The organism is Pseudomonas sp. LB3P93, assembly GCF_054898025.1.
On the sequence record NZ_CM142713.1, the window covers coordinates 4,647,985 to 4,660,913 of the forward strand.

A 12,929-nucleotide genomic window follows, 5' to 3' on the forward strand; every position below is an offset into this window, starting at 1 on the left:
ACAAGACACACCGCGGTGCCTGCATCGCGGGCAAGCCCGGCTCCCACAAAGGCCCTTTCACACAAGATCTTCGCGGGTGTCAAAATTTTCTCAAGGGACAAACAACAAGGGGGCGAATTTTCATCCGCCCCCTGTTTGTCCACTTACTCTTGTGGCTCTTCGTCAGCAGCGGCGTCGAGTTGCTGATCTTCAACAACGTCGTCGATCACGACTTCGCCGTCGAACACCGCACCCTCTTCACCTTCCAGCTCTTCGCCTTCGACTTCCGATGGCTCCTGCACCCGCTCCAGACCGACCAGCGTTTCATCACTGGCCAGTTTGATCAGGGTCACACCCTGGGTGTTACGACCCAGACTGGAGACTTCGTCAACACGGGTACGAACCAGGGTGCCCTGGTCGGAAATCAGCATGATTTCCTCGCCGTCGAGCACCTGGACTGCACCGACCAGACGGCCGTTACGGTCGTTGCTGACCATGGCGATAACGCCCTGGCCGCCACGTTTGTACTCAGGGAACTCGGAGATCGCCGTGCGCTTGCCGAAACCACGGGCCGAAGCAGTAAGGATCTCGCTGCCTTCTTCCGGGATCAGCATGGAAATCAGCTTCTGGCCTTCTGGCAGACGCATGCCGCGAACACCGCGAGCGGTACGGCCCATGGCGCGAACGTCGGTTTCCTTGAAGCGAGTGACCTTGCCGCCGTCGGAGAACAGCATGACTTCGCGCTCGCCATCGGTAATGGCGGCAGAAATCAGTACGTCACCTTCGTCCAGCTCCAGCGCGATCAGGCCGACGCTGCGTTGACGGCTGAAGGATTCCAGCGGGGTCTTCTTCACGGTGCCTTTGGCAGTGGCCATGAAGATGAAGTGTCCTTCGGTGTATTCCTCGACCGGCAGCATGGTGGTGATGTATTCATCACTGTCCAGCGGCAGCAGGTTGACCAGCGGACGACCACGGGCAGCGCGGGACGCTTCCGGAATTTCGTAGGTTTTCAGCCAGTACACTTTGCCTTTGCTGGAGAACAGCAACAGCGTCGTGTGGCTGTTGGCGACCAGCAGGTGAGCAATGTAGTCCTCATCCTTCACGCCGGTTGCCGATTTGCCTTTACCGCCACGACGCTGAGCCTGGTACGCAGCCAGCGGCTGGGTCTTGGCGTAGCCACCGTGGGAGATGGTCACGACGCGCTCTTCTTCCGGGATCATGTCACCCAGGGTCAGGTCGAGACGGGCATCGAGAATTTCGGTGCGGCGCACGTCGCCGTATTCGGCGCGGATCACTTCCAGCTCTTCGCGGATCACTTCCATCAGGCGCGTGGCGCTGCTGAGGATGCGGATCAGTTCGCCGATCTGGTTGAGGATCTCTTGATACTCGGCCAGCAGCTTTTCGTGCTCCAGACCGGTCAGACGGTGCAGACGCAGTTCCAGAATGGCTTGCGCCTGTTCCGGCGACAGGAAGTACTTGCCTTCGCGCAGACCGTATTGCGGGTCCAGGGTCTCTGGACGGCAAGAGTCGGCACCGGCGCGCTCAACCATCGCGACCACCGCGGAAGATTCCCACGCGGTCTTGATCAGCGCTTCCTTGGCTTCCGACGGCGTCGGCGAGGCCTTGATCAGAGCGATGACCGGGTCGATGTTCGACAGGGCAACCGCTTGACCTTCCAGGATGTGGCCGCGTTCGCGCGCTTTACGCAGTTCGAACACGGTACGGCGGGTAACGACTTCGCGACGGTGACGAACGAAGGCTTCCAGGAGGTCCTTGAGGTTCAGGATCCGCGGACGGCCGTCGATCAGCGCAACAATGTTGATACCGAATACGGCTTGCAGCTGGGTCTGGGCGTAGAGGTTGTTGAGGATCACCTCAGGCACTTCGCCGCGACGCAGCTCGATCACGACGCGCATACCGTCCTTGTCGGACTCGTCGCGCAGCTCGGTGATGCCTTCGAGCTTCTTCTCTTTTACCAGCTCGGCGATCTTCTCGATCAGGCGGGCCTTGTTCAGCTGGTAAGGGAGTTCGGTGATGACGATCTGCTGACGGCCACCGACCTTGTCGATGTCTTCGATCATCGAGCGGGCGCGCATGTAAATGCGCCCGCGACCGGTGCGGTAGGCTTCGATGATGCCGGCGCGACCGTTGATAATCGCGGCGGTCGGGAAGTCCGGACCAGGGATGTATTGCATCAGCTCATCGATGGTCAACTCAGGGTTGTCGATGAGGGCCAGGCAACCGTCGATGACTTCACCGAGGTTGTGCGGCGGGATGTTGGTCGCCATGCCCACGGCGATACCGCTGGAGCCGTTGACCAACAGGTTTGGAATACGGGTCGGCATGACCGCCGGGATCATTTCGGTGCCGTCGTAGTTCGGCACCCAGTCCACGGTTTCTTTATGCAGGTCAGCCAGCAGCTCGTGCGCCAGCTTGGTCATGCGCACTTCGGTGTATCGCATGGCGGCGGCGTTGTCGCCGTCCACGGAACCGAAGTTGCCCTGACCGTCTACCAGCAGGTAACGCAGCGAGAATGGCTGCGCCATCCGGACGATGGTGTCGTACACCGCGGTATCACCGTGGGGGTGATACTTACCGATTACGTCACCGACAACACGGGCAGATTTCTTGTACGGCTTGTTGAAGTCGTTGCCCAGCTCGCTCATCGCGAACAGCACACGCCGGTGCACGGGCTTCAAGCCATCGCGCGCATCCGGCAGGGCACGCCCGACGATTACGCTCATCGCGTAGTCGAGGTAGGACTGCTTCAGCTCGTCTTCGATATTGACCGGGAGGATTTCTTTGGCCAGTTCGCCCATGAGAAGCTCGATTCCTTTTTCTGGTGAAACTTCGTCACATCCATATGGGACGAACGAAGCTCGCCGCTGCAGGCTGAGTGCCATGCACCGACTTACGACAAATCAACAAGATGAACCATGGATTTGCGCAGTAAAGACAACCCCGTGGGACTGCCTCGGAAAACGCCGGATGTTATCACAAGAGCCGCCACGCACCTATCCCCCAGATGCGCATGGAGTGTAGTTAGTTGACTGGTGGCAGGCTGAAAGGGGACGAGAGAGGCTTAGAGGGTTGCCGAATGCAGAATTCAAGCTGATTTATTGACTTTGCGGGCCTCATCGCGGGCAAGCCCGCTCCCACAGGGTTCATGGCATGCCCGGGATTTTCGGTACGACACAGAACCTTGTGGGAGCGGGCTTGCCCGCGATTGCGATATTTCAGACACCAGAAAAGGTCAATGCAGACGCTTGCGGCACATCAACTGCGCCATTTTCGCGGTGTCCGGGCGCTCGACGATGCCTTTTTCGGTAACGATCGCATCGATCAGGTCTGCCGGGGTCACGTCGAACACCGGGTTGAACGCATCGACATCCGCCCCGACCCGCTTGCCGCCGACTTCCAGCAACTCGCGACCATCGCGTTCTTCAATAGGAATCTCATCGCCGCTGGCCAGGTTCATGTCGATGGTCGAACTCGGCGCCACCACCATGAAGCGAACGCCGTGGTGCATGGCGTTGACCGCCAGCTGATAGGTGCCGATCTTGTTGGCCACGTCGCCATTGGCGGTAATCCGGTCGGCGCCGACGATCACCCAGGTCACGCCTTTGGTTTTCATGATGTGCGCGGCGGCAGAGTCGGCGTTGACGGTCACGGGAATGCCTTCATTGGCCAATTCCCATGCAGTCAACCGCGAACCTTGCAGCCATGGGCGGGTTTCGTCGGCGTAGACGCGCTCGACCATGCCTTCGATAAAGGCCCCGCGAATCACCCCCAGGGCCGTGCCGAAGCCGCCGGTGGCCAGTGCGCCGGTGTTGCAGTGGGTCAGGATGGCCTGAGCATTGCCCTGGTGCTTGCGGATCAGGTCTACACCCAGTTGCGCCATAGTCAGGTTGGCTTCGCGATCGCTTTCATGAATGGCGATGGCCTCCGCCTCCAGCGCCGCCAGAGGGTCGGCATTGCCCTTGAGACGATCAAGGCGGTCACGCATGCGGGCCAAGGCCCAGAACAGGTTCACCGCCGTCGGACGGGAATCGGCCAGCAACGCGTAATCCTCTTCCCACGCGGCCTGCCAGTCACCGCCCTCGGCAATGCGGGCGCGGGCTGCCAGCACCATGGCATACGCGGCACTGATGCCAATCGCCGGCGCGCCGCGCACCACCATCGAGCGAATGGCTTCGGCCACGCCAGCGGCGCTGGTGTAGGCGATCCACGTTTCCTCGAACGGCAAAATACGCTGATCCAGCAGGTACAGGACGCCATCACGCCAATCGATGGCCTTCACCTTCTCCGCAGCCAACAGTCGATCGCGCATCCCACACCCCGCACTCATGAACAAAAGCCGCCGATTATAGCGATCCCCCCGCCAAGACGCTCGGGTATACTTCGCCATCCTTTACAAAAGCACTGGAACCGACCTTCGATGCCGAACACTGCCGCTGCGCTCGACCTGTTATTGCTGCCGACCTGGCTGGTACCCGTCGAACCCGCTGGTGTTGTCCTCAAAGAGCACGGCCTGGGCATTCGCGACGGGCGTATCGTGTTTATCGGCCCACGGTCGGCTGCGCTGAAGCTTAACGCAACCGAAGTACGTGAGTTGCCGGACATGTTGCTCTGCCCCGGCCTGATCAATGCCCACGGGCATGCAGCGATGACACTGTTCCGGGGCCTGGCCGACGATCTGCCTCTGATGACCTGGCTGGAAAACCACATTTGGCCCGCCGAGGCCAAGTGGGTCGATGAAGCCTTTGTACGCGACGGCACGGACCTGGCCATCGCCGAGCAGATAAAAGGTGGCATCACCTGCTTCTCTGACATGTATTTCTTCCCGAAGGTTGCCAGCGAGCGAGTGCATAACAGCGGCATTCGCGCACAGATTGCGATTCCGATCCTCGACTTCCCGATTCCAGGCGCCAGCACGGCGGACGAAGCCATTCGTCAGGGCGTCGAGCTATTCGGCGATCTCAAGCACCACGAGCGGATCAAAGTCACGTTCGGCCCCCATGCGCCCTACACCGTTGGCGACGAAAACCTGGAAAAAATCCGGGTGATCGCCGAAGAACTGGACGCCTCGATTCACATGCACGTCCATGAAACCGCTTTCGAAGTGCAGCAATCGGTCGAGCAGCGCGGTGAACGCCCACTGGCTCGACTTGGCCGTCTGGGCCTGCTCGGGCCGCGCTTCCAGGCCGTTCACATGACCCAGATCAGCGATGAAGACCTGGTGTTGCTGGTAGAAAGCAACACCAATGTGATTCATTGCCCTGAATCCAACCTCAAGCTGGCCAGCGGCTTCTGCCCGGTCGAGCGCCTGTGGCAGGCCGGCGTCAATGTCGCCGTCGGCACCGATGGTGCGGCCAGTAACAATGACCTCGATTTGCTCGGCGAAACCCGTACTGCCGCGTTGCTGGCCAAGGCTGTCGCCGGTTCGGCCACCGCGCTGGACGCCCATCGCGCGCTGCGCATGGCCACGCTCAACGGCGCCCGTGCGCTGGGGATCGAGGCTGAAGTCGGTTCGCTGGAAGTCGGCAAAGCCGCGGACATTGTGGCATTCGATCTGTCGGGCCTGGCGCAGCAGCCGGTCTACGATCCGGTTTCGCAGCTTATATACGCCACCGGCCGGGACTGCGTGAAACACCTGTGGGTCGCCGGCAAGCAACTGCTCGACGACCGTCGCTTGACCCGCCTGGACGAAGAACAGCTCTGCGCCACGGCCAAGGCCTGGGGTCAACGCATCAGCGGCCACACCGAATAGTAAGCCCCCCGGACTGAACACCGGGGCAACAGGATTTTTCAAGTTTTAGAGGACTTAAACCATGAGCAACGTCGACTACGCCGAAATCGCCAAATTCGAAGCCCTGGCCCATCGCTGGTGGGACCGTGAAAGCGAGTTCAAACCGCTGCACGACATCAACCCGCTGCGGGTCAACTGGATTGACGAGCGGGTCAGTCTGGCCGGCAAGAAAGTCCTCGATGTGGGCTGCGGTGGCGGCATTCTCAGTGAAGCCATGGCCCAGCGCGGTGCTACCGTCATGGGCATCGACATGGGCGAAGCGCCGCTGGCGGTCGCGCAATTGCATCAGCTGGAATCCGGCGTGAGCGTCGAATACCGGCAGATCACCGCCGAAGCGCTGGCAGAAGAAATGCCCGAGCAGTTCGACGTGGTCACCTGCCTGGAAATGCTGGAGCACGTGCCGGATCCATCGTCGGTGATCCGCGCCTGCTTCAAAATGGTCAAACCGGGCGGCCAGGTGTTCTTCTCCACCATCAACCGCAATCCGAAGGCGTATCTGTTCGCCATCGTCGGCGCTGAATACATCATGAAGCTGCTGCCACGCGGCACCCACGACTTCAAGAAATTCATCCGCCCTTCCGAGCTGGGTGCCTGGAGCCGCATGGCCGGCCTGACCGTCAAGGACATCATCGGGCTGACTTACAACCCGCTGACCAAGCATTACAAACTGGCGGCCGATGTGGACGTCAACTACATGATCCAGACCCTGCGGGAGGAATAGCCGATGCGTATCAGAGCAGTCCTTTTCGACATGGACGGCACGCTGCTCGACACCGCGCCGGACTTCATTGCTATCTGCCAGGCGATGCGTGCCGATCGCGGCTTGCCGCCGGTGAACGACAAACACATCCGCGACGAGATTTCCGGCGGCGCCAAGGCGATGGTCGCCGTGACCTTCTCCATGGACCCGGAATCCCCGGGCTTTGAAGAGCTGCGCCTGGAGTTCCTCGAGCGCTACCTCAAGGATTGCGCGGTTCACAGTAAGCTGTTCGACGGCATGGGCGAACTATTGGCCGATATCGAGAAAGCCAACCTGATCTGGGGCGTGGTGACCAACAAGCCTGTGCGCTTCGCCGAGCCGATCATGCAACGACTGGGGCTGGCAGAACGCTCGGCGCTGCTGATCTGCCCGGATCATGTGAAGAACAGCAAGCCGGACCCGGAGCCGTTGATCCTGGCGTGCAAGATGCTCGACCTGGACCCGGCCAGCGTGCTGTTTGTGGGCGATGATCTGCGCGATATCGAGTCCGGTCGCGATGCCGGCACCAAGACCGCTGCGGTGACCTACGGGTACATTCACCCGGATGACAATCCTCGGCACTGGGGGGCGGATGTGGTGGTTGATCATCCGCTGGAGTTGCGCAAGGTGTTGGATAGCGCCCTCTGTAGCTGCTGAGTACCGCAGATTTTGTGGCGAGGGAGCTTGCTCCCGCTGGGGCGCGAAGCGCCCCCTCCACCTACAACCAAATTCTGTCAGGCACACCGTATCTGCTGATTTGGCGACTGCTTCGCAGTCGAGCGGGAGCAAGCTCCCTCGCCACAGGTTCGGTGTCCGCCTTTGTGTTGAATTGTTGTGAGGTTTCTTATGTTTGATTATTCCGCCCGCCCTGAATTGCTCAAGGACCGGATCATCCTGGTCACCGGCGCAGGTCGCGGCATTGGCGCTGCGGCTGCGAAAACCTACGCGGCTCATGGTGCAACCGTACTGCTGCTAGGCAAGACCGAGGCCAATCTGACTCAGGTCTATGACGAAATCGAAGCCGCCGGGCATCCGCAACCCGCGGTAATCCCGTTCAACCTCGAAACCGCGCTGCCTCATCAATACGATGAGCTGGCCGCGATGATCGAAACAGAGTTCGGCCATCTCGACGGTTTGCTGCACAACGCGTCGATCATTGGACCGCGCACACCGATCGAGCAACTGTCCGGCGAGAACTTCATGCGCGTCATGCACGTCAACGTCAACGCCATGTTCATGCTCACCAGCACCTTGCTGCCCCTGCTTAAGCTCTCCCAGGACGCTTCGGTGGTGTTCACCTCCAGCAGCGTCGGTCGCAAGGGTCGTGCGTATTGGGGCGCTTATGGCGTGTCCAAGTTCGCCACCGAAGGCCTGATGCAAACCCTGGCCGACGAAGTCGACACCGTGGCACCGGTGCGTTCCAACAGCATCAACCCGGGAGCCACCCGCACCAGCATGCGCGCCCAGGCCTACCCGGGTGAAAACCCACTGAACAACCCGACACCCGAAGAGATCATGCCGGTCTACCTTTACCTGATGGGCCCGGACAGCACGGGCATCAACGGCCAGGCTTTCAACGCTCAGTAACAACCGCACGTCGCTTTTTGTGTCGCGTCGAATTCCCGACGCGGCACTCAAAGTGCCTTCTAACTACGTCCGTTTCAGTCAAATGGCCGTCGCCCTTTTGGGCAAAAAATCATCAAAACTCTCTCAAGATATTGATTTTGAATGCTTTTTATTAGAAGGAACTCATTGGCATGACTTTCGCTCTAAATTTGCTCAGACACGCCGTGTGAAAGCAATCGGGCAGACGCCGCAGTCGATAGGTTACTAATCTTCGATAAAGCGGACTAAACTTGCGCCAAATGTCCTACGGGACTGATGGACCAGTATGACGCGCAGCCCAAAGCCGCTCTCACCCAGCCTGTAAGACAGCCTTACTGCTTAGGGGCTCACGCCATATGAAATCACCATCCCAGACCAACGCAATTGACTTCGACAGCGCCAAATTGCAACGCCTGGGCTTTGGTCAGCAACCTCCCATTCTGGAGCGGCCATTCAGCCTTGCACAATTGCGCCAGCAACTCGGCCAGCAGCTGCAAACCAGTCTTGAGCCACAACGCATTCTCGGACTTTTCTTCCGCGAAATTCAGCGCCTTGTACCGCTGGACGCGCTGAATTTTCAGCACCCGGCCAGTGACTTGCGCCTGGAGTTCGGTCAGCGCGGCCATCATTCAGTCACCTATTGCCTCAGCCATGACGGCGAGAACCTGGGTGAGCTGGTGTTCCGTCGTAATCAGCGATTCAGCGAATACGAACAGGGCAATCTGGAGTCGTTACTGTCCACGCTCCTGTTCCCGATGCGTAACGCCCTGCTCTACCGTGCCGCGACTCAAAGTGCATTGCGCGATCCATTGACCGAAACCGGTAACCGCGTTGCCATGGATCAGACCTTGCAGCGTGAAATAGAGATGTCGCGCCGCCACTTGATGCCGTTGTCGCTGCTGATGCTCGACATCGATCACTTCAAAAACGTTAACGATAATTACGGCCACAGTGCGGGCGATGACGTACTCAAGGCTGTCGCAGCCGCGATCAAAAACCAGTTGCGCAATGTGGACATGGTGTTCCGGTTTGGGGGCGAAGAGTTCCTTATCCTGCTGTCCAACACCAGCCGGGAAGCCGCCGCCATGGTCGGCGAACGACTGCGGTTTGCCGCGCAGGCCCAGAACTACAAGGCCGATGGCAATATGGTCGAGCTGACAGTCAGCCTGGGTTGCTCGACTCTGCTGCCCGGCGAGTCTGCCGAGAGTTTGTTACGACGGGCCGACAGCGCGCTGTATGTCGCCAAACGCGAAGGGCGTAACCGGTTGGCCATGGCGGGTTAAAACTTTATAGCTGCGCCGCATACCAATGTGGGAGCGGGCTTGCTCGCGAAAGCGGATTGTCAGTCAACATCATCGTTGAATGTCAGTCCGCCTTCGCGAGCAAGCCCGCTCCCACATTTTTTGGTGCGTGTTGCCTATGGATCAGCTTTCGGCCAATGCCATGCGCTCACGCGCGACCGGTGCCTTTTCTGAGTGTTCCAGTTGCATGCAGCGCTCCAGAAACAGGTACATGTAGTCGTAGCTCTTGCAGACCGCCTCGCGCAACTCCACTTGCAGGGATTTGCTCGGGTTCATGCCTGCCAGCGTGCAGATGATTTCCAGCGCTTCCCATGGATGGGCATCGTCGTACTGGGCGTGCATCTTCAACCACTTCATGGCCCGCTTGCGATCTTCCTCCGGAAACGCTGCCGCGTAGACACCATTGGAACAGACCAGTGCAGACCACTCCCCGGTCGCGCCTTCGATGGCGTAGTTGGTCGCGGCAATGGCGACAATCAACGAATCCGCCGAACTGGTGTGCCAGCACCAATGGCTTAACGCATGTAACTCAGGGGCAACCTGTTGCGCTTGAAGGTCTTCCAGGCTCACACCATGAGCCCGACTCCAGTTCACCCAGTAATCGGCATGGTTAAGTTCGACACGAATGTTACGCATCAACCAGCGACGCGCCATGTCTTCGCCTGGATGGCGGGCAAAACGGGTTTTTGTCAGGTTTTGTGCCATGTATAACGCGAACTGTTCAACTACGGGCCAGCCACCGATAAGGTACTGACGCATGGTTTTTGCGCTGAGTTTATTGTCTCGCATGCGCTGATACAGATCGTGTTCGACAACCCGGCGCTTACTCTCGCTGCAATCCTTGATGAGCTGTTGCGCCCAGGCGGGATAACTTGCAGCTTCCATGAGTGGTCCGGTTCGGTTGAATGTGTCGATCACTGTCGGGCTCCTTTTGATTGTGATTGTTAGGATCAGCAAGAGATTTCAACGGAACGTGCCGGGCGCCTTGAACAACAAAGGTTGAGGCCTGGCAGGACGACTTTGCAAACTATCGCAGGTAAACAGATGCGGGCGTTCAATGACATACCCTTGAGCGAAATCCACCCCGATCTCCAGCAATGCCTGCTCGATCTGGGGTGTTTCTACAAACTCGGCAATCGTACGCTTACCCATGACATGGCCGATGTGGTTGATCACTTCGACCATGGCGCGGTTAATCGGGTCGTCCAGCATATCCTTTACGAAACTTCCATCGATCTTCAAGAAGTCTACAGGTAAATGTTTCAAGTAGGCGAATGAGGACATCCCGGCGCAGAAGTCATCCAATGAAAAGTGGCAGCCTAAACCTTTGAGTTCATTGATAAATCTAATTGCACTTCCCAGATTTGAAATTGCACTGGTTTCTGTAATTTCAAAACAAATCATTTCAGGTGGAATAGACCATGCAACAAACTGTTCCCTCAGGAAGTCCAGAAACGCGTCATCTCCGATAGTAGTGCCTGACAGATTAATCGCACACATCGCCAAAGGACCTTTGCGCTCTTCGGCTATACATTGGGCAATGATCTTGAAGACGTTCTGCACTACCCAACGATCAAGTGCAGTCATCAAACCATAACGCTCTGCGGCCGGAATAAAACTATCAGGCAATATCATGCGCCCGGCTTCATCATGTAGACGCAACAGGATTTCTATATGCCCGCCGCCGCGCTCGGTATGTCCAAGGGGGGCGATTTCCTGGGAGTACAGGCAAAAGCGGTCCTCTTCCAGTGCCATGTGCAGGCGCTGTACCCACGCCATCTCACCGAATCGCAGCGACAGCTCCGAATCATCGGCGTTATACACCTGAACACGGTTACGCCCCTTTTCCTTGGCCATGTAACAGGCCATATCCGCGGCACGCAGCGAAGCTTCGAGGGTTGTCGGGGTTTGCGCGATATGAACCATCCCGATGCTCACGGTCGTGACGAATGGCCGGCCTTTCCAGACAAAGTGCAGGTTCTGCACGGTATGGCGCAGGCTCTCGGCAATTTTCTCGGCCGCTTCCGGCGGACAGTTTTCCAGCAAAATGCCGAATTCGTCACCGCCCAGCCGGGCCAGGGTGTCGCCTTCGCGCAGGCCCGACTGCAACAGCGCGCAGATATGCCGCAGCAGCTCGTCACCCGCCGCATGGCCGCAGGTATCGTTGACCAGTTTGAACTGGTCCAGATCAAGGAACATCAAGGCGTGGCGCCCGGCGTACCGCGTCAGGTTGTGCAACGCCTGCTCCAGGCGATACTCGAACTCGCGACGATTGGCCAGCCCGGTCAAGGCGTCATGGGTCGCCTGCCAGGACAGATTGGCAATGTACTGCCGCTCCTGAGTCATGTCATGCAACACCAGTACGGCGCCACTGACCTTGCCGGTATTGCGGATCGGCGCCCCGACCAGGGTGACCGAGACCGTGCTGCCATCCAGGCGCTGGATCAGCTTGGAATGTTCGCTGCCGCCGCTGAGCTGACCGCTCAAAATGTGCTCGATTAGGGTAAAACCATCAGCCTGGGCGTTTTCATCCAGCAGATTGAACAAGGCTGCCAGCGGCAAACCGATGGCTTGCTCGCCTTTCCAGTGAGTCAACGCTTCGGCAGCCGGGTTCATGTAGGCGATTGCACCGTCGACATCCGTGGTGATCACCCCGTCACCGATGGATTGCAGGGTGATCTGCGCGCGGTCTTTCTCCAACTGCAATGCCTCGGCAAAGGCATGGCGCTGCTTGAGCAGTTTGTGCGTGCGCATCAGGGCCAATGCAATCAAACCCAGGGCCGTGGCCAGGTTTGTCACCAGCAGCAGGCGCAGAATCAAGCGCGAGCCCTCGCCCAAGGCATCGCTGAAGGCTTTGGCAGCAGGCGTCACACCATCGTTGATCTCAAATATCTGGTCTTTCCAGCGTTTGATGTCGGCGTCCGAAGCCTGGCGCTCGGTAATGCGCTGATGCATCTCCCGGGCGACGTTATCGAGTTGCACCAGGTACGCGTCACCCACCGTCCAGCGGTCGATGGCTTTTTCCAGGTAGCTGAAATGCCGGAAATTGAGGTACAGCCAGATCAGGCTGGAGACGTCGTCGGGGTGATTGCCACCCTTGAGAATTGCCACCCGCGCGGATTCGATATTCGGTGGCTGGTGATCCAGCGCCACGCGCAACTCGTGGCCACCCTGCGGTACGGCAATCGCGTTCTGGTACTTGTGGAAAATGGCCTCATCGCGACTGTCCGCGTAGAGATTGAGGTAATAGATGGCGTCCTTCTGGCCCTTGGACCACAGGCTTTCCCCGGCCACATAGCCGCGAACCGCCGAAAGTACATAAAGACTGACCCCGCCCAACAGCGCTTGAAATAGCACTACGGCAATAAATGGCCAGACGATGCCCAATAACCTTGGGGTTCCGAGAGTCCGCTTTTGCTTCATGAGGTCCCTTGCATTAGCACTGCCAGATCATCATCCAACGTGATCGCTACAGCTAGACTAGGGTGCGTATTGG

Annotated in this window: 9 protein-coding genes; 5 read left to right on the plus strand and 4 right to left on the minus strand. The window is 58.7% G+C overall.

Annotated features, from left to right (window positions below):
- Positions 1-143: 143 nt before the first annotated feature.
- Both gyrA and mtnA read right to left on the minus strand, forming a co-directional pair.
- Positions 144-2,798: a DNA gyrase subunit A gene (gene gyrA, locus ACYZT8_RS20965; protein ID WP_461975578.1), complete on the minus strand. Its 2,655-nt coding sequence runs from the start codon at positions 2,796-2,798 to the stop codon at positions 144-146.
- A gap of 434 nt (positions 2,799-3,232) precedes the next feature.
- On the minus strand, positions 3,233-4,309 hold the full coding sequence (mtnA, locus tag ACYZT8_RS20970) for an S-methyl-5-thioribose-1-phosphate isomerase (protein WP_461955118.1): 1,077 nt from the start codon (positions 4,307-4,309) through the stop codon (positions 3,233-3,235).
- A 108-nt stretch (positions 4,310-4,417) separates the two neighbouring features.
- On the opposite strand from mtnA, the gene ACYZT8_RS20975 reads away from it, so the two are divergent.
- From ACYZT8_RS20975 to ACYZT8_RS20995, 5 genes are all read left to right on the plus strand, one after another.
- On the plus strand, positions 4,418-5,749 hold the full coding sequence (locus tag ACYZT8_RS20975) for a TRZ/ATZ family hydrolase (protein ID WP_461975580.1): 1,332 nt from the start codon (positions 4,418-4,420) through the stop codon (positions 5,747-5,749).
- Positions 5,750-5,810: 61 nt separating this feature from the next.
- Complete coding sequence (gene ubiG / locus ACYZT8_RS20980) at positions 5,811-6,509, plus strand: bifunctional 2-polyprenyl-6-hydroxyphenol methylase/3-demethylubiquinol 3-O-methyltransferase UbiG (protein ID WP_131061361.1); 699 nt, start codon at positions 5,811-5,813, stop codon at positions 6,507-6,509.
- A 3-nt stretch (positions 6,510-6,512) separates the two neighbouring features.
- On the plus strand, positions 6,513-7,184 hold the full coding sequence (gene mupP / locus ACYZT8_RS20985) for an N-acetylmuramic acid 6-phosphate phosphatase MupP (protein WP_461975582.1): 672 nt from the start codon (positions 6,513-6,515) through the stop codon (positions 7,182-7,184).
- A 189-nt stretch (positions 7,185-7,373) separates the two neighbouring features.
- A complete protein-coding gene (locus ACYZT8_RS20990) occupies positions 7,374-8,114 on the plus strand; it encodes a YciK family oxidoreductase (RefSeq protein ID WP_461975584.1) in 741 nt (246 codons plus the stop codon).
- Between the two features lie 374 nt (positions 8,115-8,488).
- Positions 8,489-9,415, plus strand: coding sequence for a GGDEF domain-containing protein (locus ACYZT8_RS20995; RefSeq protein ID WP_461975586.1), 927 nt, complete (start codon positions 8,489-8,491; stop codon positions 9,413-9,415).
- Between the two features lie 141 nt (positions 9,416-9,556).
- Here ACYZT8_RS20995 and ACYZT8_RS21000 read toward each other — a convergent pair whose 3' ends face one another.
- Both ACYZT8_RS21000 and ACYZT8_RS21005 read right to left on the minus strand, forming a co-directional pair.
- On the minus strand, positions 9,557-10,318 hold the full coding sequence (locus tag ACYZT8_RS21000) for a TenA family transcriptional regulator (protein ID WP_461975588.1): 762 nt from the start codon (positions 10,316-10,318) through the stop codon (positions 9,557-9,559).
- Between the two features lie 78 nt (positions 10,319-10,396).
- Complete coding sequence (locus tag ACYZT8_RS21005; protein ID WP_461975590.1) at positions 10,397-12,856, minus strand: EAL domain-containing protein; 2,460 nt, start codon at positions 12,854-12,856, stop codon at positions 10,397-10,399.
- Positions 12,857-12,929 lie beyond the last annotated feature (73 nt).